This window comes from Streptomyces sp. NPDC102283 (assembly GCF_044766265.1).
Taxonomy (GTDB): domain Bacteria; phylum Actinomycetota; class Actinomycetes; order Streptomycetales; family Streptomycetaceae; genus Streptomyces.
Genome location: NZ_JBIWLQ010000006.1, coordinates 379,619 through 404,692, shown reverse-complemented (window position 1 = coordinate 404,692; position 25,074 = coordinate 379,619). Strand labels below are relative to the sequence as shown.

Here is a 25,074-nt window from a genome sequence, read left to right as displayed (position 1 = left end):
GTTCCTCCTCAGGGTGCGCCGGGACCCGCGGCGTCGGGGGCCGGCCCTGCCGCGGCCCGCTCCGGGGCGGTCGCCGGGCGGGGGCGAAGGGTTCCGGCCGGTTCCGGGTGGTCCGGCTCCTCGGGCGTCGGCGGCGTCGGCTTCCCTTCCGCCGGCTCCGGTTCCCCGGCAGCCGCGTCCGGCTTCTCCCGGGACGCGCCCGCCCCGGCGCGGACGGAGGGGGCGAGCGTCACGACGGCCGCCGAGACGGCCAGCACGCAGCCGATCACGACAAAGGCGGTACTGCTGTCCAGCGTGGTCAGCAGGAAGCCACCGACCAGCGGGCCGAACGGCTGGACGACCGAGGAGAGGAAGCCCGCGGCGCTCTGCACCCGCCCGATCCGGTCCTCGGGCGTGACGACCAGCAGGGTCGAGAGGAAGCCGATGCTGGCGACCGTCGAGAGGCCCATGCAGAGCGCGCAGAGCAGTCCGGCCACCAGCGGGCTGCTGAGCCAGGCCAGCGCGGCGGCCGTCCCCACGCAGCTCCAGCAGGTGATGACGATGAGCGTCCGGACATGGCGTTCCGCCGCGAACCGGGGCGCGATCAGCGCCCCGGCGAGGGCTCCCGCCGAGACGCAGGTGATGACGAAGCCGCCGCCGAGGCCGGAGCGCCCGCCGTCGGAGAAGACGGCGAGCGCCGTGAAGGTGAGGGCGCCGAAGGAGAAGTTCATGCCCAGCCCGAAGACGAGCAGCACCGTCCGCAGATAGGGCAGTCGCCACAGGAAGGAGAGCCCTGCGGTGAGTTCCCGGCGGCTGAACACCGAACCCGCCCTGGTCCTGGCCTCCGAGCGGGTCCGCACGAGCGCCACGCAGACGGTGGAGAGGAACAGCCCGAGGAACTGGGCGGTGAAGGGCAGGGCCTCGTGCACGCCGAACAGCGCGCCGCCGACGAGCGGGCCGACCAGCCGGGCCGTGGAGCTGCGCGCCTGGAGCCGGGCGGTCGCCGTGCTCATCTGGTCCGGCGGCACGACCGCGCGCATCAGACCGAAGGCGGCGGGGGCGTAGACGCTGTTCAGTACGGCGCCGGAGGTCGCGACCAGCAGGACGAGGACCATCGGGGCGTGCCCGTTCCACACGGCGACGGCCAGGGCGGTGACGGCCGCCAGGCTGCCCACGTCGCACAGCCGCATCAGACGGCGGCGTTCGACCCGGTCGGCCATGACCCCGCCCGGCAGCATCGTGATCAGTACGGCGCAGACGGCCACCGTTCCCACGGCGCCGGCCTGCACGGCGGAGCCGGTCTCCTTGAGGATCAGCAGGGGCAGCGCGATGGCGCTCATCTGGCCGCCCAGAGCGGCGAAGAGGCCGCTCAGCCAGAGCAGCCGGAAATCCCGGTTGGAACGGAGCGGTTCGGCCATCGGGGGCTCCTGTCGTCCGTGGTCGTCGGCTGCGCGGGACGGGGCGGCCTCCATGGTGCGCGGAGGCCGCCCCGGCTTCGGCCGGCGCCACGTCTGCGGGGCTCGGGCCCCGTCGGAGGTGGCTACGACCGGATGGTCCGTCGGATCAGCCCAGGACGAGGCTCACGGTGCTGACGCAGTTGCCGGGGGGCTGGATGATGTCGTGGTTGTTGGCCGTCTCCTGGAGGTCCAGGACGGAGTGCGCCTCGACCTCGGGGGTCTCCTCGGCGTCGTCGGCGGCGGGCTTGGTGTTCTCGGACATGGTGGTCTCCATCCACTCGTCACAGCGGGGCCCGGGTTCCGTCGGGGATCGCCCCTCGGTGTCCGGTGCGGCCGGCCGTTGCCTGCCGTTGCCGAGAACGTTAGGAAGCCGCGCCTGGCGATCGCTTCGGTGGCGGTATGGCGGCGGTATCGGGCCAGCTGACGGCGTAGTTGACCGGTCCGCGGCCCTCGCCGGCGGCCCGGGGACCCGCCCCGACCTGGGCCCATACCGCCGCCGAAGCATCGGCGGACCGTCCGCGAACCGGCGCGGCGGAGCCTTGAGTACGCGCCCTACGCGCCCCGGCCCCGAAGGAGGCGGCCCGCATGGAACTCGCCGAACTGGTCGCACGGCGGCCCCTCCCGGCCGCCGGTCTGCTCCTCGGCCTCACCCGGCGCTGCCCGCTGCGCTGCGCGCACTGCTCGACCGGGTCGGACCTGTTCACCCGGGAGGAGCCGGACGGCGGTGAACTGGAGCGCTTCGTCGGCTCGTTCAGCGCGGAGAACCGTCCCGACGTCGTCATGCTCACCGGCGGGGAGCCGCTGTTGCTGCCCGCGCTCGCCGAACGGCTGAGCACGCTGGCGCGCCGCGCCGGGTCCCGTACCGCGCTGCTCAGCGGGATGTTCTTCGCCCGGTCCGGAGGCCTGCGGAGCGGGCGGGAGGGCCGAAGCGGTCGGGGCGGCCGGGGCGGGAAGGCGATTCCCCCCGCGATCCTGCGCGCGATCCGCTCCGTCGACCACTTCTCGGCCTCCCTCGACGTCCACCACGAGCGCGAGGTCCCGCGCGCCGACGTGTTCCGCGCCCTGCACCGGATCCGGGACGAGGGCGTGGCCGTGAGCTTCCACCTCACCGGGACCGGGGCGACCGACCCGTATCTCGCCGACATCACCCGGGCGGTGGACAAGGAGTTCGGCGGCCGGGTCCCCTGCCTGGTCAACGAGGTGCGGCCGTTCGGCCGGGCCGCCTCCTGGGCCAGGGCCGCCCGCACCGGCCCCGACCCGGCGGCGGCCTCGCCCTGCTCGATGGCCGCCTGGCCGGTGGTCGCCTTCGACGGCCGGGTGCTGGCCTGCTGCAACCAGGACACCGTCGACAAGCGGCCCGTCCCGGCCCACCTGGACCTCGGGCACATCGGCGTCGACGACTGGGCGACCGTACGCGGCCGGGCACTGGAGTCCCCGATGCTGCGCATGCTCCGCACGGTCGGGCCCACCCATCTGGCCGCCCGCTACGGCTCGGGCGCCGGGGCGGGCTCCTACTGCGACGGCTGCCGGGCCCTGGGCGGCGACGAGGCGGCGGCGGCCGGGGCCCGGGCCGTGGCGGGCGGGGCGGCCGGAGCGCTGCTGGACCTGACGGCCGCGGTGCGCGGCTCCCGGGAGGGCGCGCAGGGCGTCGTGCGCCGCCACGGCTGCGCGGTGTACGCGCCGCTGGTCGTCACGGGCGGACCACCGCTGCCGGAGACCGGCGGACGGGACGTCCGATGAGCACGGCGACCGGCGGCACGCGGCTCGGGCGCGCGGGGGCCTCCGCGCGGCTGCGGGTCAAACTCCTGCTGCTGGAGCCGGAGTTCCGGGACGCCACGCACCACATGTGGCGTGCCGAGGGGCTGTTGCCGCGCTACCGGACGTATCTGTGCACCATGCACGCCGTCATCCGCGCCTCCGTCCCGCTGATGGAGCTGGCTCTCGACCGCGCCCGGGGCCTGGCCGCGTCCGGCGATCCGTTGGCTGCGCCGCTCGCCGCCTACCTGGAGGAGCACATCCGGGAGGAGGAGGGCCATGACGCCTGGCTGCTGGAGGACCTCCGGGCGGCGGGCGGCGAACCCGGGGACGCGCTCGGTCCGCTGCCCTCTCCGCTGGTCGCCTCGCTCGTCGGGTCCCAGTACTACTGGATCGAGCACCACCACCCGGTCGCCCTGCTCGGTTACATCGCCGTGCTGGAGGGCTACGCGCCCGCGCCCGGTCTCACCGGCCGTATCGCCCGGCTGACCGGGCTGCCCGCCGCCGCGCTGCGGACCGTGCGGGAGCACTCGGTGATCGACACGGAGCACCTGGACGAGCTGTACGCGCTGCTGGACCGGCTGCCGCTCGGCCGGGGGCCGGAAGCGGCCGTGGCGGTCAGCGCGCTGCACTCCCTCGACGCGCTCACCCGGCTTTTCGTCCGGCTCGGGCGCTCCGCACCGGCGCCGTCGCTGCGGGGAGCCGGACCCGCCCCACTGATGGGAGTCACACCATGACCGGACCACCCGAGAACGGCGAACAGCCCGCGCTGCCCGCCGCGTTGTACGAGGCGGGCTTCCCCGTCGACCTGCTCACCGAGGAGCAGCGCGAGGTGCTGATCGGGCTGACCCCACAGGAGTTGGCGGTGCTGCTGGACGTCAAGGGCCGGCTGGACGCCGTGGGGCCGGAGGTCCAGGCGCACGGCGAGATAGCCGGCGGCGCCCTGTTCTGACCGGCGGCCGGTGACCGCTCACCGTGACGGGCCCGGCGCCGGGGTTCACCGCCGCCGGACCCGTGCCCGCCGGGGCGCAGGCGCCCGGTGACCCGCCCGCCACCCCCTGACCGCACAGCCCCGACCGCACGGCCCCCGGGAGAGAAGGACCCGCCATGAACTGCTCCTCGTGCCAGCAGGATCTGCCGCCCACGGCCCGGTTCTGTTCGTCCTGCGGGACGCCGTGCGCGACCGGCGGGGCCGCCGGGTCCGGCCCGGCCCCCGCCGCGCCGCCCGGGGACGAACGCAAGCCGGTGACCGTGCTGTTCTGCGATCTGGTCGGATCCACCGCGCTCTCCGGAGCGCTCGACCCGGAAACGCTGCGCGCGGTGACCCTGCGGTACTTCGAGGCGATGAGCGCGGAGATCGTGGCGCGGGGGGGCACTCCGGAGAAGTTCATCGGGGACGCGGTGATGGCGGTGTTCGGCGTACCGGTGGTCCGTGACGACGACGCCCGCCGGGCGCTGGCGGCGGCGCTCGGGATGCGCCGGGCGCTGGCCCGGCTGAACGAGGAGCTGGGCGCCACCCTGGGCATCGAGCTGGCCACCCGGATCGGCGTCAACACCGGTCAGGTGGTCGCGGGTTCGGACAACACCGCCCGGCAGGCCCTGGTCTCCGGGGAGACCGTCAACATCGCCGCCCGGCTGGAGCAGAACGCGGGCCGCGGCGAGATTCTGATCGGCCCGGGGACCCTGCTCGCCGCCGGCCCGACGGTGAGCGCCGAGCCCACCGGGCCGCTGCGGCTGAAGGGCAAGCGCGACAGCGTGGAGGCCTACCGGCTGCTGGCGCTGGGCGCGGACGACCCCGAGCTGCTGCGCCGCTTCGACGTCCCCTTCGTCGGCCGCGACGCCGAACGGCGGGCACTGGACGCCGCCCTGGAGCGGTCCGCCCGCGCCGGCGGGGCCGGGCTGCTGCGCGTCACCGGGGAGGCGGGCATCGGCAAGACCCGGCTGGTACGGGAGTGGCTGGCGCGGCGGTCGGCGTCCGGGGCGCTCACGTACGGCGCGGGGCGGTGCCGCAGTTACGGGGACCACGGCACCCTCGCCCCGCTGGCCGACGCGGTGCGTTCGCTGGTGACGGCCGGGACCGCGCCCACGCCCGGGCCCGGTGCGGGGTCCGACCCCGTACTTGCGTCCGACCCCGCGTCCGACCCCGCGTCCGGTCCTTCGTCCGGTTCTGCGGGCGACGAGAGGGACGCGGGCGGCGGTCTCGCGGTCGACGACGCGATGGCCCTGCTGTCCGGCGGCCTGCTGCGCGACGGCACGCCGAACGCCCCCTTCGAGGACATGTGCGCGGCCCTGACAGCGGTCCTGGAACGGGCCGCCCGGTCCCGCCCGGCCGTCCTGGTGCTGGACGACTGGCACGCGGCGGCCCCGCTGCTGGTCCGCACGGTGCGCCGGCTGACGGACGGCTCGGGGTGCGCGGGCGTGCTGGTGCTCTGCGCCGGGCGGCCCGACGGACCGGACGAGAGCGGTGGGCCGGGCGAGGGGGCCGGGCCCTCCGCCGGTGCGGAGGCGCATCTCCAGCTCACCGGCCTGCCGCCCGAGGAGGCGGCGCGGCTGGCCGCCGGTCTCGCCGGTCCGGAGGGCGGGCCGGCCCCGGTGGACGACCGGCTCCTGGCGCGGGCCGGGGGCAATCCGCTCTACCTGGAACAGCTCCTGGTCGGCGACCGGGCGGACCCGGCGGTCGCCGACGGCCCGGGGGAACCGGCCGCCCACGAGGATCTGCCGCCCACGCTCCAGGCCCTGCTGGGCGCGCGCATCGGGGCCCTGGCCCGCGCGGAGCGCGGGGTGGTGGACCTGGCAGCGGTGATCGGCCGGGAGTTCACCGCGCCGGAGCTGGTCCGGCTGGAGCTGTCCGTACGGGCCGGAGAGGGCCAGGACGCCGGGCCGCTCGCCGGGGCGACCGGCGCGGCCGGGGCGGCCCCGGAACAACGGCGGTACGTCGAGGAGGCGTTGGCGGTGCTGGGCCGTCGCCGCCTGGTGGAGTCGGGGCCGTCGGGGGGCCGGGAGGCGGCGGCGTACCGGTTCAGCAGCGGACTGGTGCACGAGGTCGCCTACGCGTCGCTGTCCAAGCGGGCCAAGGCGGAACGCCACGCCTGGGCGGCGGAGCTGCCCAGTGTGCTGCGGAGCGGCGACGGCGCGGTGGGCGGCCATCTGGAGCGCGCCTACCGCTACCGCGCGGAGCTGGGCCTGCTGGACGATCCGGCCCGGCGGCTGCGCGAGCGGGCCGCCGCGGCGCTGGGCCGGGCCGGGGCGCAGGCCGCCGCGCGGTCCGACCTGCACTGGGCGCACGGCCTGCTGGAGCGGGCGGTGGGCCTGTGCCCCGGGGAACCGGCGGCGACGCGACGGCTCGGCGAGGTCCGGGTGGCGCTGGGCCGCACCGGAGAGGGGGCCGAACTGCTGCGCCAGGTAAGGGACTCGGGGGCCGATCCCGTGGAGGCCGCGCATGCCCGCCTGGCGCTCGCGGTGCTGGATCCGGGCGGCCCGGGGCCCGGCCCCGCCGCTGTGGCCCGGGCCGTGCTCCCGGTGTTCGAGGCGGCCGGGGACTCGGCGGGCCGGGCGCGGGCCCATCTGCGGCTCGCCCAGCAGTTCCAGCGGTCCGGGCGGCACGAGGAGGCGGAGCGGGACCAGGCGCGGGCCCTGGAGCACGCGGTGCTGGCCGGTGCGGAGCCGGAACGGGCCGGGGCGCTCGGCGCGATCGGCGTCTCCCTGTGGCGGGGGCCGGTCCCGGTGCCCGCCGCGGTGGTCCGCTGCCGGGCGCTGCTGGCGGCGCACGGGGCGGGCCGGCCCACGGTCCGGGTCACCCTCAACTGCCCGCTGGCGGTGCTGTACGCGCTCCACGGCCGGCCCGACGAGGCGTACCGCTGTCTGGCCGAGGCGGAACGGCTGGCCGGGAAGCTGGGGTTCGCCGAGGCGGAGGTCTTCCTTCCGGTGTTCCGGGCGACGGTGGAGGCGCTGCTCGGCAACGGCACGGCGGCCCTGGGCCTGCTCGGCAGGGCGGACGCGGCGGCCCGGCGCACGGGTGCGGTCGGGATGCGGACGGCGGTGGCCCTGGACGCGGCCCGGCTGGAGCTGGACGCGGGCCGGGAGGACCGGGCGGCGGCCCGGCTGGCGGGCGTCGGGGACACGTCGGGGCTGAGCCGTGCGGACGCGGTGGACCTGGCGGGACTGCGGGCCCGGCTGGCGGTGCGGGACCGCCCGGAGGAGGCGGCGGAGCACGCGGACGGGGCGGTCCGGGCCTCGCTGCTCACGGACTCCCCGCTGGTGCAGGCGACGGCGGAGCTGGACCGGGCGCAGGCGCTCGCCGCCCTGGGCCGGTGGCCGGAGGCCGGGGCCTCGGCCCGGGCGGCCGGGGCGCACTTCACGGGCAAGGGGCACCTGCCGGGGGTGCGCCGGGTCGCCGGGTTCCTCGCGCACCCGCCCCGGCCCATGGCCACCACGAGGGAGAGGAGCTGACCGATGACGACCACGGAACCGGAACGGACGGGGCCGGGAGAGCCGCGGACGGCCCCAGGGGCACGCAGGGCCCCGGGGCAGGGGCTGACCTGGAGTCTGCGCGGGCGCGGCCCCGAGGACGTACCGGTGCTGGCGGACCCCGGGCCGCCGCTCGGCCGCCCGGCCGGGCCCGCCACCGGGCGCGGGATACGGGTGTGCGTGGTGGATTCGGGCGTGGAGCGGGACCATCCGCTGATCGGCCCGCTGGCCGGTTCCTGGGTGGTCGTCAAGGACGCGGAGAGCGGGGAGATCACGGTCGAGCCGACGACCACCGGGGACACCTGCGGGCACGGCACCGCGTGCGCGGGCATCGTCCGCCGGACCGCCCCGGAGTGCGAGATCCACAGTGTGCGGGTGCTCGGCGAGCGGTTCTCCGGCACCGGCGAGGTCCTGATGGCCGGGCTGCGCTGGGCGGTGGAGCAGGGCTTCGACGTGGTCAACCTCAGCCTGTCGACCACCCGCACGCGGTTCGCGCAGGAGCTGCACAGCCTCGCCGACAACGCCTACTTCGCCCGTACGGTGATCGTCGCCTCGGCCCACAACACCCCGGTGGAGAGCTTCCCCTGGCGGTTCGCGTCGGTGATCTCGGTGGGCAGCCACCAGGAGGACGACCCCGAACTGCACCTGTACAACCCGGATCCCCCGGTGGAGTTCTTCGGTCCCGGCCAGAACGTGACCGTGCCGTGGCTGGGCGGCCGGACGATCCGCACCACGGGGAACAGCTTCGCCACGCCGTACGTCGCCGGGCTCTGCGCCCGCGTGCTGTCCGCGCATCCGCGGATGACGGCCTTCCAGCTCAAGAACGCCCTCTATCTGTCCGCGGCCAATGTGCGCCACGCGCCGCGTCCTTCCACTGCGGCAGGAGATGTCCGTGATGACTCAGAGATCTGATTCCGCCCCCTCCCTCTCCCCCACCGCCGCCCCGGTCGCCGACGCCGAGGTGGCGGACGCGCCGCGCCGGGAGTTGCTCCAGTCGGTCGTCGACGTGGCCCGTGCCATCTTCGGGGCCGAGGCCAGTTCGGTCTTCCTGCTCGACGAGGAGGCGGACGAGCTGGTCTTCCAGGCCGTGTCCGGGCAGGGTGAGGAGTTCCTCGTGGGCCGCCGGTTCCCGGCCGGTCGCGGGATCGCCGGGTGGGTGGCGACCTCCGGCGAGCCGATGGTGGTGGACGATCTGAGCGCCGATCCGTCCTTCGACCGCTCGCTGGCCGAGTCGACCGCGTACGTACCGAACGCCCTGATGGCGGCCCCGCTCATCAGCGACTCCCGGATCCTCGGCGTGCTGGAGGTGCTGGACCCCTCCCCGCAGGCCCGGTCGGGGGTCAGGGAGCTGGACCTGCTCGCGATGTTCGCCCGGCAGGCCGCCGCGGCGCTGCGGGTGGTCACCCCGGAGCGGGTGCGGGAGGCCGAGCAGCGCGCGGCGTCCGGCGCGGGCCTGCTGGAGGGTGCGCGGCGCGAGGACGCGCTGAAGCTGCTGGGTAGCCTGGAGCGACTGCTGCGCGGCGTCGGCTGAGGAGGCCGACGGCCGGGTGCGACCACCGGCCCCCGCCCGGGAGTGACCACCGGCCCGGCGGGCAGGAGCGGGGCGAAGGCACTAGGGAAGGACCTCCACGATGAAGCTCGCATTCTCCACGCTCGGGGTGCCGGGAACGCCGGTCTCCGAGGTCGTCCGGCTCGCCGCCGGGAACGGCTACCGGGGGGTGGAGCTGCGCGTCCACCCCGAGGAGCCGGTGCACCTGGGGCTTTCGTCGCTGGAACGGGCCGATGTGGTCGAGGCGTTCAAGGCCGGCGGGGTGGAGATCCTGGCCCTCGCCGGGTATGTGCGGGCGGCGGCCGAGGGGGACGACGAACCGGTCCTGGCGGAGCTGTCCGAGCTGGTGAAGCTCGCCCGGGACCTGGGCGCGTCCTACGTCCGGGTCTTCCCGGGCGGCGGCGACCAGGAGCAGGCGGAGGCCGACGCGACGGCCGCCCGGCGGCTCGGTGCGGCGGCGCCGGCCGCCGCCGACATGGGTGTGAGCATCCTGCTGGAGACCCATGACTCGCACCGGGCGGGCCTCGACGCCGCCCGGGTCGTCGCCGCGGTCGGGCACCCCCGGGTCGGCGCGATCTGGGACGTGCTGCACACCTGGCTCGCCGGCGAGGAGCCGGCCGCCAGCCACGCGGTGCTCGCCCCGCACCTGGGATACGTCCAGGTGAAGGACGTGGCGTCGGCGGACGACCTCACTCCGGTGGCGCTGGGCTCCGGGGTGCTTCCGCTGGCGGACTGCCTGGACGGGCTCGATCCGGACACGTGGGTGTGCTGGGAGTACGAGAAGCGCTGGCACCCGGGGGCGCCCGAGCTGCCGGGCCTGCTGGGCGCGGGGCGCGAACACCTGCTGCGGCTCGGCGCGCCGAAGCAGTAGCGGCGGGGCGGCACGAGGGCCGGGGAAGGGTCCGGCACGAGGGTGCGGGGGCCGGTGCGGGGCGGCGTGCGCGCGCCCTCGGGTGTCGGTGCGGGGCGGCGCGGCCCCTTGACCGGAAGTTATTTTCCCTATAAGCGTACTTCCTTGGAAGTTTCTTTCACCCCGGGAAGGAGCTCACGTGCCCCACCGCACCTCAAGACGCACCCTCCTCACCGCCACCGCGGCCGCCACGGCGGCAGCGGCCACCGGCGCCCTCGGCGTCCCCTCCCCCGCATCCGCGGACTCCGGACACGCCTCCACCGACCGCCGGCTGCGGCGGATCATCGCCGCGATGAGCCTGGAGGAGAAGGTCGGCCAGCTGTTCGTGACGCGGGTCTACGGGCACTCCGCCACCGACCCCGACCAGGCCGACATCGACGCGAACCTCAAGGAGATCGGGGTCCGCACGGCCGCCGAGTTGATCTCCACGTACCACGTCGGCGGCATCATCTACTTCACCTGGGCGCACAACACCCGCGACCCGCACCAGATCGCCGACCTCTCCAACGGCCTCCAGCGCGCCGCGCTCGCCGGGCGTTCCCGGCTGCCGCTGCTCGTCTCCACCGACCAGGAGCACGGCATCGTCTGCCGGGTCGGCGAACCCGCCACGCTGCTCCCGGGCGCGATGGCCCTGGGCGCGGGCGGCTCACGCTCCGACACCCGCCGGGCGGCCTGGATCGCGGGCGCCGAACTGGCCGCGCTCGGCGTCAACCAGAACTACGCGCCGGACGCCGACGTCAACGTCAACCCGGCCAACCCCGTCATCGGCGTACGGTCCTTCGGCTCCGACCCCGACGCGGTCGCCGCCCTGGTCGCGGAGCAGGTGAAGGGCTATCAGGGCGCGGGCGTCGCGTCGACCGCCAAGCACTTCCCCGGCCACGGCGACACCAGCACCGACAGCCACACCGGGCTGCCCGTCATCAGCCACACCCGCGCGCAGTGGGAGGAGCTGGACGCCCCGCCGTTCCGCGCCGCGATCCGGGCCCGTATCGACTCGATCATGACCGCGCACATCGTGGTGCCCGCGCTCGACCCGTCCGAGGACCCGGCCACGCTCTCCCGGCCCATCCTCACCGGCATCCTCCGCGAGGAGCTGGGCTACGACGGGGTGGTGGTCACCGACTCGCTCGGCATGGAGGGCGTGCGCACGAAGTACGGCGACGACCGCGTGCCGGTCCTCGCGCTGCTGGCGGGCGTGGACCAGCTGCTGAACCCGCCGAGCCTCTCCGTCGCCTGGAACGCCGTGCTGGAGGCGGTGCGGGGCGGCGAGATCAGCGAGGCGCGCGTCGATGAATCGATCCTGCGGATCCTGCGGCTGAAGAGCCGACTGGGCCTGTTCCGCGACCCGTTCGTCAGCCGGCGGGGCGTCGAGCGCACGGTCGGCAGCCGCGCCCACCGCGCCGCCGCCGACCGGATCGCCGAGCGCACGACGACCCTGCTCGCCGACCCGGGCGCCCTGCTGCCGCTCTCCCGCCGCAGCCACCGCGACCTCCTGGTGGTGGGAGCCGATCCGGCCTCCCCCTCCGGGACGACGGGCCCGCCGACCAGCACCCTGGCCAACGCCTTCGGTGAACTGGGCTTCACCGCACGGGCGTTGTCCACCGGTACGGCTCCGAACCAGGCGAAGATCGCCGAAGCGGTCGCCGCCGCCGAGGGCAGGGACGCGGTGGTCGTGGCGACGTACAACGTCACGGCGACCAGCTCGCAGCGCACCCTGGCCACGGCCCTCGTGGCGACCGGCGTCCCGGTGGTCACCGTCGCCGTCCGCAACCCGTACGACGTCGCCCACCTCACCGGAACCGGAGTCGCCGCGAGCCTCGCCGCGTACTCCTGGACCGACGTCGAACTGCGCGCCGCCGCCCGGGTGATCGCGGGCCACGCCGATCCGGAGGGCACCCTCCCGGTCCCGGTGCAACGCGCGGACGACCCGACGCAGGTGCTGTATCCGGTGGGCCACGGACTGTCGTACTAGCCCTACGGCGACCGGACGGCCCCGCCCTCCGGCCTGGGACGCAAAGCACCCCGCGCACCTGGCGTGGCCCCGCTCCGGCGGGCCACGCCGGGTGTACGTCTGTACGGACGTATCGGGGGTTTCTTCATGGACGACCACACTTCCCCAGGGGCCCGGCGTCGACCGCCGGTTCCCTCGCGGGTCCCGGTCGGGGTCCGGGTCGCGGTCCGGGTCGCGGTCCTGGCCGTGGCCCTGCCCATGGCCGCACTCCTGCTGACCGCCTGCCGGGTCCCGGACAGAGCGGCCACCGACGACCGGGGCCCCGCCCCTGCTCCCCTCTCGCCCGGCCCGTCACCGTACGGGGTGGTGTTCCTCGGCCCCGGCGACTGCAGTTCGCGCGGCCCGGAGATCCGGGAGGTGTTCTGCCGCAGCGAGAAGGCCGTGGCCACCGTGCTCGCCCGGCACCTCGGCACCCCGTCGTCGGGCCCGCCCTGCCCCGACGGGACGGACTTCGTCCTGCACGTGTCGGAGACGGGCAGCGGAGCCCGTTCCCGGCTCACCACCGGCTACGCCTGCATGCGGAATCTGGAGCCCCCGCATCCGGGCGATCCGGGGCGGGGAGGCGGCCCGCTGACGGTGGTCGGGGACTGTGTCACGGCCTCCCGCGCGGGCGAGGTCACCGAGACCGCCTGCGCTGACACGGCCGGACGCGCCCCGCGCTACCGGGTGGAGTCGGCGGTGCGGCGACGGGCGCAGTGCCCGGACACCACCGACCTGTTCGTCGCCCTGGGCGGGCAGAGGCCGGTGGGCTGCGCCCGCCGGTCACCGGGAGAGTGACCGAAGGACGCAGCCCGTGCGAGCCGCCGAAGACGCCGACGCGAAGACGCCGATGCGAAGACGCCGACGCGGAGACCGTGCGGGGTCCGCTACGGGCGCAGCGTGGCCTCGTCGCGCTCGATCTCGCCGTTGCGCCTGTCCAGCTTCTTGTCGAACTTCGCCAGCGGCTTCGCCTTGGCCGGGTCGGCCTCGACGGCCGCCGGGGCGACGCCCGCCCAGCGCAGGATGTCGGCGGTGGCCTTCGCCTTCTGGGCCTCAGGGAGACCGGAGACCTTCGAACCGTGGTTGCCGCCGGGGACGGTGTAGACGTAGCTGTCCTTCGCGCCGCGTCCGAGGCGGAACGGCTCCGCGCTCCACGGGTCGTTCTCGCCGTTGACGTACATCATCTGCCGGGCGTTGCGCTTGACCCAGCGGTCGATGTCCCGCATCGCGCCCCGGTCGAACGTCATCGGGATGGAGCGCGGCACGAAGTTGCGCGGGGGCTGGTAGCCGTAGCGGCTCAGGTTGCCGAGCCAGGGCTGCTTGATGTCCGGCGAACCGAGCTGGGTGCCCGCCTGGTAGTAGTACGGGGTGTACGTCGCAAGGCCCTGGTCGATGTAGCCGGAGAAGCCGGCGATGGCATCGACGGAGTTCCAGATGTCCTCGTCGGTGGCCTTCTTGGCGTCGGCCGGGATGTCCACGCAGTCGGCGAGCAGGCTGTACTGCCAGAACGCGAACGTGTAGTCCATGACCGTGGCCTCGTACGCCCGGTCGAGGGATCCGACGGTGTTGAAGGTCCAGCCGTTGGCGGCGGCCAGCTCCTTGTACTTCTTCTGAAGCGGGGCCCGGCGGATCAGCGCCTCGCGCTGCACACCGGCCAGCCTGTCGCGGCATTCCTTGGTGCCGACGTCGGCGAAGAACCGGTCGTACGCCGAGTCCTCCTTGTCCACGACGTCATTGGGCGCGACGTAGGCGACGACGCCGTCCATGTCCTTCGGGTAGAAGCGCTCGAAGTACGTGGCGGTCATGCCGCCCTTGGACCCACCGGTGGCCAGCCACTTCTTGTCGTAGATCTTCTTGAGCGCCGTGAACACCCGGTGCTGGTCGCCGGCGGCCTGCCGGATGTCCAGCTTGGACCAGTCGGCGGGGGCCGGCCGGGACGGGGTGAAGTAGCGGTACTCCAGCGAGACCTGGTTGCCGTCGATGATCTGCGTCGGCTCGCTGCGGCTGGGGTTGGTGGAGACGTTGTAGCCGCTGGTGAAGAAGACCGTCGGGCGGCTCACGTCCTTGTGCAGCAGGGTCAGGCGCTGCTGGAACGTGCCCTTGGACGGGCGCTTGTGGTCGACCGGCTGGGTGTAGTTGAGGACGAAGTAGCGGTAGCCCGGGTACGGCTTCTCCTCGATCAGACTCATGCCCGGGATGGCCAGGATGCGGTCCTTGATGTCCTCGTTGCTCGCTTCGCTGCCCGCGACAGTTCCGCTGCTCCGCTTCGCGGCCGGTTCCGCGGCGGTGGCCGCACCGGCCGAGGCCCCCGTGGCTCCGACCGTGCCTATGAGCACGGCGAGCGAGAGGACCCCTGTGAGTGACTTGCGCATGCACACTCCCCTTGATTCACAACAGTCGCCGTGAACTTATCGGGGCAACACACGCCACGCCAGACCCGGTTGTTCGTGTCAGTCGGGAAGATCGGTGCCCGTGGGGAAGATCTGTCCCTGTGGGGAAGGTCCGTGCCCGTGGGGAAGATCTGCCGGGCGGCCGGATCAGCAGAGAATCCATCCGGTGGAGCCGGACTTCTTGCCGATCGCGCCGGTGGCCCGGACGCAGCGGTTCAGCGCGCTGACGGTGACGGGCCCGGCCATCTTCGTGTACGAACCCTTGTCGGTGACGGCCCGTCCGCCGCGCGCCTGGAGCGTGACGCTCATCGTCCGCCGCTTGCCGGGCTTCTTGGCGACGGTCACGGCGCACGCCTGCGCGCGGCTCTTGTAGACGCGCAGTTCTCCGGTCGAGAACTCGACGGTCTTCGCGGGGCGGCCGGAGCAGCCGGCGGCGGCCTGCGCGGTGGCGGGGACGGCGAGCAGCGGGACGAGCCCGGCGAGGAGGGGAAGGACGAGAAGGCGCACGAGGAGGCGCCGCGTCCTCCGCCCGCCCGGTCCTCTTGGTCCGCTCGGCCCGCCCGGTCCGGCGGGGGCCGTCCCCGGCCCGTCCGGCAGCGCCGGTCCCGTCGGCCCCGCAGCCTTGTCGAACACGTTCGCCCCCACCTGACGTCTGTACGCACCCGTGCGTCTCTGGCTACGACGCAGCAGACCGGCGGGAGGTTGCACGGCAGCACCCCTTCGGCCCCATCGTGCTCGCGGCCGAAGGCCTGGACCGTCCCCGCGACCCGGTGGACCCGGTGGACCCGGTGGCCGCTCAGACGCCCGCCGGCTCGTCCTCCCCTATGCCCTCGCCTATGAAGGCGCGCCACAGCCGGGCGTACCGCCCGCCCCGGGCGAGCAGCTCGTCGTGCGTGCCGTCCTCGACGACGCGCCCGTGGTCCATGACCACGACGCGGTCGGCGCGGGCGGCGGTGGTCAGCCGGTGGGCCACCACCAGCGTGGTGCGGCGGCCGGCGATGCGGTCGGTGGCCTGGTTGACCAGGGCCTCGGTGGCGAGGTCCAGGGCGGCGGTGGCCTCGTCCAGGAGCAGGATGTCCGGGTCGACGAGTTCGGCGCGGGCCAGCGCGATGAGCTGGCGCTGGCCGGCGGAGAGGTTCCGGCCGCGCTCGGCGACCTCGTGGAGGTAGCCGTCCTCCAGCGTGGCGATCATCTCGTGCGCGCCGACCGCGCGGGCGGCGGCCTCCACCTTGGCGTCGGTGGCGTCGGGCAGCCCGTAGGCGATGGCGTCGCGGACCGTGCCGGCGAAGAGGTACGCCTCCTGCGGGACGACGCCGAGGCGGTGCCGGTAGGCGGTCATGTCCAGGGTGCGCAGATCGGCTCCGTCGGCGGTGACCCGGCCGGCCGTGGGGTCGTAGTACCGGGCGACGAGCTTGACGAGGGTCGACTTCCCGGCCCCCGTCTCCCCGACGAACGCCACCGTCTGACCGGCCGGGATGCGCAGGTCGACACCGGTCAGGGCCTCCTCGTCGGAGCCGTACGCGAAGGAGACGTCCTCGAACGCGATCTCGCCGCGCAGCGAGAGCACGTCGAGCGGCGCGTCCGGGTCGGCGGTCGAGGTGGGCTCGCGCAGCAGCTCCTGGATGCGGCCGAGGGAGACGGTCGCCTGCTGGTAGCCGTCGAATACCTGGGAGAGCTGCTGGACGGGGGCGAAGAACAGCTCGATGTAGAGGAGGTAGGCGACCAGGGCGCCGACGGTCAGCGTGCCGTTGTCGACCCGGCCCGCACCGACGATGATCACGGCGGCGGCGGCGACCGAGGCCAGCAGCTGGACGAACGGGAAGTAGACGGAGATCAGCCACTGGCCGCGTACCCGGGCCTGGCGGTAGTGGGCGCTGCGCTCGGCGAAGCGGGCGGCCCCGTCGTGCTCGCGGCCGAAGGCCTGGACGATCCGGAGGCCGGAGACGGACTCCTGGAGGTCGGCGTTGACGGCGCTGATGCGGGTCCGGGCCAGCTCGTACGCCTTGACGCTGCTGCGCCGGAAGAAGACCGTGCCGATGATCAGCACGGGCAGGGTGGCGAAGACGACCAGGGCGAGCTGGAGGTCCAGGACGAGCAGCGCGACCATGATGCCGAAGAAGGTGACCACGGAGACGAACGCGGTGACGAGCCCGGTCTGGAGGAACGTGGCGAGCGCGTCCACGTCCGTCGTCATCCGGGTCATGATCCGGCCGGTCAGTTCCCGCTCGTAGTAGTCGAGGCCGAGCCGCTGGAGCTGGGCGAAGATCTTCAGTCGGAGCGCGTAGAGGATCCGCTCGCCGGTCCGGCCGGTCATCCGGATCTCGCCGGTCTGCGCCACCCACTGGACGAGCACGACGACCAGCGCGATCAGGGAGGCGGCCCACACCGCGCCGGTGGAGAGCTGGGAGACGCCCTCGTCGATGCCGTGCCGGATCAGGACCGGCAGCAGCAGGCCCATGCCGGCGTCGACGGCGACGAGGCCGAGGCTGATCAGCAGGACCCCGCCGAAGCCGCGCAGCAGCCGGCGCAGCCCGTAGGAGTCCTCCGGCCGCACGGCGGCGGTCTCGTCGATCTCGGGGGTGTCGGTGGCCGGCGGCAGGGCCTCGACCTGGGCGAGCAGCTCGGGTGTCGCGGGCATGCCGGCGACGGTGGTGTCCCGCTTCTCCTCCTCGCGGATCCAGAGCGCGGGGGTGATGCCGCGCTCCGCGTCGAACTCCGCTTCCAGCTCCTCCTGGAGGGCGCGGTCGTCCTCGGGGCCGGCCTCCGGAGCCGGCGGCCGGTGGCCGGGCGAGGCGCCGCCCAGCTCGTCGGGGTCGGTGAGGAGGCGGCGGTAGAGCGCGGAGGTGCGCTCCAGCTCCTCGTGGGTGCCGATCGCGGCGAGCTTCCCGCCGTCCAGGACGGCGATCCGGTCGGCGAGCTGGAGGGTGGAGCGGCGGTGGGCGATGAGGAGTGTCGTACGGCCCGCCATCACCTGCTTGAGGGCCTCGTGGATCTCGTGCTCGACGCGGGCGTCGACGGCGGAGGTCGCGTCGTCGAGGAGGAGGAGTCGGGGGTCGGTGAGGATGGCGCGGGCCAGGGCGACGCGCTGGCGCTGGCCACCGGAGAGGGTGAGCCCGTGCTCGCCGACGGTGGTGTCGTAGCCCTTCGGCAGGTCGGCGATGAACCCGTCGGCCTGGGCGGCGCGGGCGGCCTGTTCGATCTGCTCCTGGGTGGCGTCGGGGAAGCCGTAGGCGATGTTGGCGCGGATGGTGTCGGAGAACAGGAAGCTGTCCTCGGGGACGAGCCCGATGGCGGAGCGCAGGGACGCCTGGGTGAGCTCACGGACGTCGTGGCCGCCGATGAGGACGGCCCCGTGGGACACGTCGTAGAAGCGGGGCACCAGGAGAGAGACGGTGGACTTGCCGCTGCCGGACGCGCCGACGACGGCGACGGTCTCGCCGGGTTCGACGGTGAGCGAGAAGCCGTCGAGGACGGGGCGCTCCTCCTCGTAACCGAAGCGGACGTCGTCGAACTCGATGCCGGCCGGGGCGTCGTCGGGCAGCTCCTTCGTACCGTCCCGCATGGAGGGCTCGGTGTCGATGAGCTCCAGGACCCGCTCCACACCGGCCCGGGCCTGCTGGCCGACGGTGAGGACCATGGCGAGCATCCGGACCGGGCCGACGAGCTGGGCGAGGTAGGTGGAGAAGGCGACGAACGTGCCGAGGGTGATCTCGCCGCGGGTGGCCAGCCAGCCGCCGAGGGCGAGCATGGCGACCTGGCCGAGCGCGGGCACCGCCTGGAGGGCCGGGGTGTAGCGGGAGTTCAGCCGGATGGTGCGCAGCCGCCCGGCGAACAGCCGGCGCCCGACCTCGCGGAGCTTGCCGGTCTCCTGGTCCTCCTGGCCGAAGCCCTTGACGACCCGGACCCCGGAGACGGCCCCGTCGACGACTCCGGCGACCGCGGCGGCCTGGCTCTGGGCGTACCAGGTGGCGGGGAAGAGCCGGGTGCGGGAGCGGCGGGCGATGAACCAGAGGGCGGGGGCGACGGCGAGGGCGACGAGGGTCAGGGGCAGCGAGAGCCACGCCATGATCACCAGGGAGATGAGGAAGAGCAGGACGTTCCCGATGGTCATCGGGAGCATGAACAGCAGGCCCTGGATCAGCTGAAGGTCGCTGGTGGCGCGGCCCACGACCTGCCCGGTGGACAGCTCGTCCTGACGTTTCCCGTCGAGCCGGGTGATCGTCGTGTACATGTCCGTACGCAGGTCGTGCTGGACGTCCAGGGCGAGTCGGCCGCCGTAGTACCTGCGGATGTAGGTGGCTATGTAGACGAGGACGGCCGCGCCGATGAGCAGTCCGGTCCAGACGGCGAGGGAGCGGGTGTGGTCGGTGACCACGTCGTCGATGATCACCTTGGTGATGAGCGGTACGAGGGCCATGACGGCCATTCCCGCGAGCGACGAGCCGAGAGCGAGCACGACGTTGCGCCGGTATCGCCACGCGTACCCGGTCAGCCGCCGGCCCCACCCCTGTTGCTCTGCGCCCGTCACGCGTTGCCTCCCGTTCGCCCCGTCCGCACGCATCCGGTCCCCCGGACCCGCGGGCCTTGTCTTCCGGAAGGCTCCAACGCGGCGGGCTGCGGATTTCATCCCGCCGCAACAAACGGGGCGGCGAACCGGGCCGATGGCCGGAGGCGCGCGGGGCCGGAGTCCCGGGACCGGTTCGACCGGCGTCGGGCACGGGTAGTGATGGGCATCGCGAACGATTGGGAGGGAACCCATGGCCAACGCTCAGCCGACCGACGCCTACCGCTGCGGACAGCTCTACGCGGTGATCACCGCCCTGGAGAAGCTGGCCTCGCCGAACGGGAGGTCGGCCCTGGACCAGCCGGGCACGCGGGCCCGGGCGGCGAAGCGCCCGTACGAGTTCCTGCACAAGCCGCTGAACCGGGCGGTGGAGTTCCTGATGGCGGCGCGGGTCAGGCGGAAGGGAGCGGAGGCCGAGGCGCTGTTCCTCGCGATACCGGGTCTGCTGCCGGACTCGCTGAATCTGCCGCGCACGCTCAGCGACGCACAGCAGGAGCAGTTCGGCGACGGCTTCCACGCCTGGAACACGACGCCGGCGGGCAAGGCGTAGCCGACGCGCCGCCGGAGCGCGTACGCGAGGATGCACGCGCTCCGGCGGACCACGCCCGCGTGTGCGCCGTCTACAGGTGCGTCGGCTCGAACATCCGCAGCAGGGCCGGGAGCACGACGACCGACGGCCCCGGGGCCGCCAGCGCCTTGCCGAGGTCGGCGGCGAGGGACTCCGGTGCCGTACGGACGGCGGGGACGCCGAAGGACTCGGCGAGCGCGACGAAGTCCGGGCGGGTCAGCTCGGTGCCGGTGGCCTCGCCGAAGGCGTCCGACATGTACTCGCGCAGGATGCCGTAGCCGCCGTCGTCGACGATCAGCCAGGTCAGCGGCAGGTCGTACTGGCGGGCGGTGGCCAGCTCCGCGATGGAGTACATCGCGCCGCCGTCGCCGGAGACCGCGAGCACGGGCTTCGTCGGGTCGGCGACGGCGGCGCCGACGGCCGCCGGGAAGCCGTAGCCGAGGCCGCCCGCGCCCTGGGCGGAGTGCATGGTGTTGGGGCGGCGGGCGTCGAAGCCGGACCAGGCCCAGTACGCCAGGATCGTCATGTCCCAGAAGCTGGGCGCGGTGTCGGGCAGCGCCTCGCGGACGGCGGCGAGGACCCGCTGCTCCAGGGTGAGGTCCTGGGCGTCGATCCGGACCCGTACCTTCTCCAGCACCGTGGCCACGCGCTCGGCGGCGCCCGTGTCCTCGCGGGGCTCGACGGCCTCCAGGAGGTCGGACAGGGCCTCGCGGGCGTCGGAGTGGATGCCGAGCGCGGGGTGGTTGGACTCCAGCTTCCCGGCGTCCGCCTCGATCTGGATCACCCGGCCGCGCGGGCGGAAGGTGTGGTAGTTGGAGGAGAGCTCGCCGAGCCCCGAGCCGACGACGAGGAGGACGTCCGCGTCCTCCAGGAAGTCGGTGGTGTGCCGGTCCTCCAGCCACGAGCGGAGCGAGAGCGGGTGCTCCCAGGGGAACGCGCCCTTGCCGCCGAAGGTGGTGACGACGGGGGCGTCGAGCTTCTCGGCCAGCGCGCGCAGCTTGCCGGAGGCGTCGGAGCGGACGACTCCGCCGCCCGCGATGATCACCGGGCGCTCGGCGTTCGACAGCAGGTGCGCGGCGGCGATCGTCAGCTCGGGGCGCGGGTAGAGCTCGCGCGGGGTGGCGTCCATGGCGCTGACGACCGGGAGCATCGTCCCGGCGAGCAGCACGTCCTGCGGGATCTCCACCCAGACCGGCCCGTGCGGGGCGGTCAGCGCGGACTCCCAGGCGGCGGCGATGGCGGAGGGGATCTGGGAGGCGCTGCGCACCGTGTGGACGGACTTCACGATGTCGCGGACGGAGGCCTGCTGGTCACGCAGCTCGTGGAGATAGCCGTGCCGCCCGCCTCCGAGCCCCGCCGTGGGGATCTGGCTGGAGATGGCGAGGACGGGCGCTGAGGCGGCGGCGGACTCGTGGAGCGCGGCGAGCGAGGTGAGCGCGCCGGGCCCGGTGGAGAGCAGGAGCGGGGCCACCTCACCGGTGATCCGGCCGTACGCGTCGGCGGCGAAGCCCGCGTTGTTCTCGACGCGGAGTCCGACGTAGCGGAGGGAGGAGCGGCGCAGCGCGTCGAACATGCCGAGCGCGTGCTGGCCGGGCAGCCCGAAGACGGTGGTCGCGCCGAGCCCCAGGAGGGACTCGACGACGAGGTCGCCGCCGTTGCGGCCGGCCGGCGGATTCAGTACGGCGGCGGCCTGGGCGGCGGTGAGTTGCGGCCGGTCGTCGTGGTCGTGGCTCACTTGGACGCGGCCCCCTTCGCCTTCTCCGCCGCGATCTGGCGGGACATGATCGTCGTCAGCTCGTACGCGGTGTGCGAGGCGGCCACGGAGGTGATCTCGGCGTGGTCGTACGCGGGGGCGACCTCGACCAGGTCGGCGGAGACCAGGTGGCAGGAGGAGAGCCCGCGCAGGATCTCCAGCAGCTCGCGGGAGGTGAGGCCGCCGGCCTCGGGGGTGCCGGTGCCGGGGGCATGTGCCGGGTCCAGGACGTCGATGTCGATGGAGATGTACAGCGGCCGGTCGCCGATGCGCTGCCGCAGCTGGTCGGCGATCTCGTCGACGCCGCGCCGCATGACGTCGGCGGAGGTGACGATGCCGAAGCCCATCTTCTCGTCGTCGGTCAGGTCCTGCTTGCCGTACAGCGGGCCGCGGGTGCCGACGTGGGAGAGGGCGGAGGTGTCGAGGACGCCCTCCTCGACGGCCCGGCGGAACGGGGTGCCGTGGGTGTACTCCGCGCCGAAGTAGGTGTCCCAGGTGTCCAGGTGCGCGTCGAAGTGGAGCAGGGCGACGGGCCCGTGCTTCTTGGCGACGGACCGCAGGAGAGGCAGGGCGATGGTGTGGTCGCCGCCGAGGGTCATCAGGCGTGCGCCGGTGCCCAGCAGGTCGTCGGCCGCGCCCTCGATGGTCTCGACGGCCTCGTTGATGTTGAACGGGTTCGCCGCGATGTCCCCGGCGTCGGCGACCTGCGCGAGGGCGAACGGGGAGGCGTCCTGCGCCGGGTTGTACGGGCGCAGCAGCCGGGACGCCTCACGGATCGCGTTGCCGCCGAAGCGGGCGCCGGGCCGGTAGGAGACCCCGCTGTCGAAGGGCACGCCGACCACGGCGACGTCGGTCCGGCCGACCTCGTCGAGCCGGGGCAGCCGGGCGAACGTCGCGGGCCCGGCGTACCGCGGGACGCGGGAGGAGTCGATGGGGCCGCGCGGCGATTCGGTGCTGCTCATGGAGGTGTGCCTTTCCTTCGGTTTCTTACGGTGTCACGTGTGCGGGCCCGCCGATCCGTCCGGCCCACCCCGGCCTGCCAGCCGTCGCACTTCGCCTGGGCGCGGCGCACATGCGAGGAAGACGGTAGGTGGCCGAAAGCCGACACTGAAGAGTACGTTTCCTCCACTCACGACGCACTGAATGGATGAACCGTCCATGCCGAACCCTTCCGCGGGCACCTCGCAGCCGACTCCGCCGCCCGGTCCGCCGACCCCGCCCATCCCGCTGGCGGAGCTTCTGGCGCGCGAGGAGCTGGGCCTGCGCCGGATCGCGGGCCCGGCCGACGCCGATCTGCTCTGGGTGCACACCTCGGAGATGGCCGACCCGTATCCGTATCTGCTCGGCGGCGAACTGCTGCTGAGCGCCGGCGTGCTGCTGACGGACCCGGACCACTACGTCGGCCGGCTGGTGGAGGCGGGGGCGGCGGCGCTGGGTTTCGGGGTCCGGCCGGTGCACGAGACGGTGCCCCGGGCCCTGATCGAGGCGTGCGACCGGGAGGGCCTGCCGCTGCTGGAGGTACCGCCGGAAACCCCGTTCACCGCGATCGCGCGGGCGGTCTGGCGGCTGATGGCCGAGGCGCGCCACGGCGAGCTGCGCCGGGTGACCCGCGCCCAGCAGGCGCTGGCGACGGCGGCGGCCCGCCCCGATCCCGTACCGGCGGTCCTCCACCAGCTCGCGACGCAGCTCGGCGGCCGGGCGGTCCTGCTGACGGCGCGGGGCGAGGAGGTCCACGCGGCGGGCCGCCGCCCGGGCCCGGAGGCGGCGGGGGCCCTGACCCGGCTGGCCCGGGTGGTCGCCCGCGAACGCCCCGGCTCCCCCTCCTCGGCCACCGACACCCACGGCGGCACCCACCTGTCCGCGTACGCGCTGGGCGGCGGCGAGGGCCTGGTCCTGGCGCTGGCGACCCGGCAACGGGAGTCCGGCGACCACACGGTGGCGGGCATCGCGGTGGTCCTCCTCTCCCTCCTGGCCGCCCCCCACCAGGGCGCGGACGCGGCGGGCCGTTCGGCGGCCCTGGTCCGGATGCTCCTGGGCGCCTCCCCCGCCGAGGCGGCCCCGCTTCTCGGCGCCACCGGCCCCTGGACGGTGATCCACGCCCGCCGCACGGACGGGGCCCCGGCGGACGCCCTGACGGCCGGGGCCCTCGGCGCCGCCCTGGGCACGGCCCTGGTCGACGCGGGGGGCGGGGCGGGCGAGGCGGTCCGGCTGCTGCTGCCGTGCGACGAGGAGGGGTCGGCGGCGGGCGGGGAGCCGCTGAACGACGATCCGGCGAGGACGGATTCACGGCGCCGGTCCGACCGGGCCGACCGGCTCACCCCGCAGCCAGGCTGGACGCTCGGCGCGTCCGCGCCCACCCCCGTCACCGCTCTCGCCGCCGCCGACACCCTGGCCGCCCGCGCCCTGGCCCACGCGCGGGCGACCCGAGCCCCGTTGACGGTGGACGCCCCCACGAGCGGCCTCGCCGCACTGGTCCCGCCCGAACAGGCGGCCGCCCACGCCCGAGCCCTCCTCGCCCCGCTCACCGCGCCGCTGGCCGACACCCTGCGCTGCTGGCTCTCCCTCCACGGCAGTTGGGACCGTACGGCGGTGGCCCTGGGCGTCCACCGCAACACCGTCCGCCAACGCATCGGGCGGTGCGTGGAGTTGCTGGGCGCGGACCTGGACGACATGGACGTGCGGGCGGAGTTGTGGTTCGCGCTGCGGCAGGCCTGACCACCGCCCCGGAGGCAAAAGCCTTCGCGCCTCCGTGACGCGCTGACTAGTCTCCCGCGCATGGCCTCACTCGCGCGGCACCGCCTGTCCCCTGCCGACACCGGCCCGGCGCTGCGCGCACTGCGCGCGTGGACACCGCCCGACGCCCCGTCCGGGAGCCTGCACCCCGGGGACGTGGGCTGGCTGCTGCGGCTGGACGACGCGACCGTCTACCTCTGGACCGACGCGCAGACCTCCTCGCAGGCCGAGGCCCGGCCCGACGCCGCGGCGAAGGCGGCACCCGTGGCGGTCGGCTTCCTCGACGGCCCCGTGCTGCGCGTGACCACCGCGCCGGGGGCCGACTTCGGAGCGCTCGCGGCGGACGCGGAGGACCTGCTCGCACCCGGCAACGACGCGACCGACGGCCTGCCCGTACCCGGCTGGGAACCGGACACGGAGGAGCCCTGGCTCGTCTTCTCCTGGACCCCGGAGCCGGTGTCGAACCGCGCGGTGGAAATCACCGGGTCCGACGCCGCCGACCGGGCACTGGTGCATCGAGCCGCCTTCGCGGGATCCACGTTCTCCGTCGACCACTGGCGCAGGATGAAGGAGTCCCCCGCGGGCCACCTCGCCGTGGAGACGCTCGTCCGCACACCCTCCGGTGACCCCGCCGCCGCCGCGACCGGCTGGTTCGGGGGCGCGGGCAGGTGCGGACTGCTCGAACCGGTCGGCACCGACCCGGAACACCGCGGCCGCGGCTACGGCCGCGACGCCGTACGGGGTGCCTGCGCGGCACTCGCCGACCGGGGCGCGAGCACGGTGGCCGTCCTGACGCCGGCCTCCAACGAGGCGGCGGCGGCGCTCTACCGATCGGCCGGATTCACGCTCGTACGCGAGAACCACGACTGGACGCGCCCCGGCCGGGGGTGAACACCGCTTCCCTCACGTCCCGGCGCCCTGGTGTGTACTCCACAACCGTCCCTCGGTATGTTGCAGTG

Annotated in this window: 19 protein-coding genes; 12 read left to right on the top strand and 7 right to left on the bottom strand. The window is 74.5% G+C overall.

Annotation, left to right across the window (positions count from 1 at the left end):
• Positions 1 to 8 precede the first annotated feature (8 nt).
• On the bottom strand, positions 9 to 1,397 hold the full coding sequence (locus ACIRJT_RS15255; RefSeq protein ID WP_403908854.1) for an MFS transporter: 1,389 nt from the start codon (positions 1,395 to 1,397) through the stop codon (positions 9 to 11).
• A 145-nt stretch (positions 1,398 to 1,542) separates the two neighbouring features.
• Complete coding sequence (locus ACIRJT_RS15250) at positions 1,543 to 1,698, bottom strand: hypothetical protein (protein ID WP_403908978.1); 156 nt, start codon at positions 1,696 to 1,698, stop codon at positions 1,543 to 1,545.
• A gap of 323 nt (positions 1,699 to 2,021) precedes the next feature.
• Between ACIRJT_RS15250 and ACIRJT_RS15245 the strand changes: the two genes are divergently transcribed.
• From ACIRJT_RS15245 to ACIRJT_RS15205, 9 genes are all read left to right on the top strand, one after another.
• Positions 2,022 to 3,176 (top strand): radical SAM protein, encoded by a 1,155-nt coding sequence (locus tag ACIRJT_RS15245; RefSeq protein WP_403908852.1) that lies wholly within the window; start codon positions 2,022 to 2,024, stop codon positions 3,174 to 3,176.
• Positions 3,173 to 3,928, top strand: coding sequence for an iron-containing redox enzyme family protein (locus ACIRJT_RS15240; protein ID WP_403908849.1), 756 nt, complete (start codon positions 3,173 to 3,175; stop codon positions 3,926 to 3,928). Before ACIRJT_RS15245 ends, ACIRJT_RS15240 begins: the two co-directional genes overlap by 4 nt.
• Positions 3,925 to 4,143: an aroma-sacti cluster domain-containing protein gene (locus ACIRJT_RS15235; protein ID WP_403908846.1), complete on the top strand. Its 219-nt coding sequence runs from the start codon at positions 3,925 to 3,927 to the stop codon at positions 4,141 to 4,143. Before ACIRJT_RS15240 ends, ACIRJT_RS15235 begins: the two co-directional genes overlap by 4 nt.
• Before the next feature lie 155 nt (positions 4,144 to 4,298).
• Positions 4,299 to 7,640 carry an adenylate/guanylate cyclase domain-containing protein gene (locus tag ACIRJT_RS15230; protein WP_403908843.1) on the top strand — a complete coding sequence of 1,114 codons (3,342 nt, stop codon included), beginning with the start codon at positions 4,299 to 4,301 and terminating at the stop codon, positions 7,638 to 7,640.
• Positions 7,641 to 7,643: 3 nt separating this feature from the next.
• A complete protein-coding gene (locus tag ACIRJT_RS15225) occupies positions 7,644 to 8,570 on the top strand; it encodes a S8 family peptidase (RefSeq protein WP_403908840.1) in 927 nt (308 codons plus the stop codon).
• Positions 8,554 to 9,189, top strand: coding sequence for a GAF domain-containing protein (locus ACIRJT_RS15220; protein ID WP_403908837.1), 636 nt, complete (start codon positions 8,554 to 8,556; stop codon positions 9,187 to 9,189). The genes ACIRJT_RS15225 and ACIRJT_RS15220 overlap by 17 nt, the downstream gene beginning before the upstream one ends.
• 100 nt (positions 9,190 to 9,289) lie before the next feature.
• The gene (locus ACIRJT_RS15215; protein WP_403908834.1) at positions 9,290 to 10,078 is read left to right on the top strand and encodes a sugar phosphate isomerase/epimerase family protein; all 789 of its coding nucleotides are present in this window, start codon (positions 9,290 to 9,292) and stop codon (positions 10,076 to 10,078) included.
• Positions 10,079 to 10,256: 178 nt separating this feature from the next.
• Complete coding sequence (locus tag ACIRJT_RS15210) at positions 10,257 to 12,089, top strand: glycoside hydrolase family 3 protein (protein WP_403908831.1); 1,833 nt, start codon at positions 10,257 to 10,259, stop codon at positions 12,087 to 12,089.
• Positions 12,090 to 12,215: 126 nt separating this feature from the next.
• Positions 12,216 to 12,905: a hypothetical protein gene (locus ACIRJT_RS15205; protein ID WP_403908828.1), complete on the top strand. Its 690-nt coding sequence runs from the start codon at positions 12,216 to 12,218 to the stop codon at positions 12,903 to 12,905.
• Between the two features lie 89 nt (positions 12,906 to 12,994).
• On the opposite strand, the gene ACIRJT_RS15200 is transcribed toward ACIRJT_RS15205, so the two are convergent.
• The 3 genes from ACIRJT_RS15200 to ACIRJT_RS15190 all read right to left on the bottom strand — a co-directional run bounded on the left by ACIRJT_RS15200 (position 12,995) and on the right by ACIRJT_RS15190 (position 19,025).
• Positions 12,995 to 14,479 carry a S28 family serine protease gene (locus tag ACIRJT_RS15200; RefSeq protein ID WP_403908825.1) on the bottom strand — a complete coding sequence of 495 codons (1,485 nt, stop codon included), beginning with the start codon at positions 14,477 to 14,479 and terminating at the stop codon, positions 12,995 to 12,997.
• Between the two features lie 165 nt (positions 14,480 to 14,644).
• Positions 14,645 to 15,004: a hypothetical protein gene (locus ACIRJT_RS15195; RefSeq protein ID WP_403908822.1), complete on the bottom strand. Its 360-nt coding sequence runs from the start codon at positions 15,002 to 15,004 to the stop codon at positions 14,645 to 14,647.
• Positions 15,005 to 15,293: 289 nt separating this feature from the next.
• Positions 15,294 to 19,025 (bottom strand): ABC transporter ATP-binding protein, encoded by a 3,732-nt coding sequence (locus ACIRJT_RS15190; RefSeq protein ID WP_403908819.1) that lies wholly within the window; start codon positions 19,023 to 19,025, stop codon positions 15,294 to 15,296.
• A 229-nt stretch (positions 19,026 to 19,254) separates the two neighbouring features.
• Here ACIRJT_RS15190 and ACIRJT_RS15185 point away from each other — a divergent pair, with 229 nt between their 5' ends.
• A complete protein-coding gene (locus ACIRJT_RS15185; protein ID WP_403908816.1) occupies positions 19,255 to 19,611 on the top strand; it encodes a hypothetical protein in 357 nt (118 codons plus the stop codon).
• Positions 19,612 to 19,681: 70 nt separating this feature from the next.
• Here ACIRJT_RS15185 and ACIRJT_RS15180 read toward each other — a convergent pair whose 3' ends face one another.
• Entirely contained in the window at positions 19,682 to 21,364 is a 1,683-nt protein-coding gene (locus tag ACIRJT_RS15180) for a thiamine pyrophosphate-binding protein (RefSeq protein WP_403908813.1), read from the bottom strand.
• Complete coding sequence (gene speB / locus ACIRJT_RS15175; RefSeq protein WP_403908810.1) at positions 21,361 to 22,344, bottom strand: agmatinase; 984 nt, start codon at positions 22,342 to 22,344, stop codon at positions 21,361 to 21,363. The genes ACIRJT_RS15180 and speB overlap by 4 nt, the downstream gene beginning before the upstream one ends.
• A gap of 181 nt (positions 22,345 to 22,525) precedes the next feature.
• Here speB and ACIRJT_RS15170 point away from each other — a divergent pair, with 181 nt between their 5' ends.
• On the top strand, positions 22,526 to 24,097 hold the full coding sequence (locus tag ACIRJT_RS15170; protein WP_403908807.1) for a PucR family transcriptional regulator: 1,572 nt from the start codon (positions 22,526 to 22,528) through the stop codon (positions 24,095 to 24,097).
• A 60-nt stretch (positions 24,098 to 24,157) separates the two neighbouring features.
• On the top strand, positions 24,158 to 25,006 hold the full coding sequence (locus ACIRJT_RS15165; RefSeq protein ID WP_403908804.1) for a GNAT family N-acetyltransferase: 849 nt from the start codon (positions 24,158 to 24,160) through the stop codon (positions 25,004 to 25,006).
• The last annotated feature ends 68 nt before the right edge of the window (positions 25,007 to 25,074 follow it).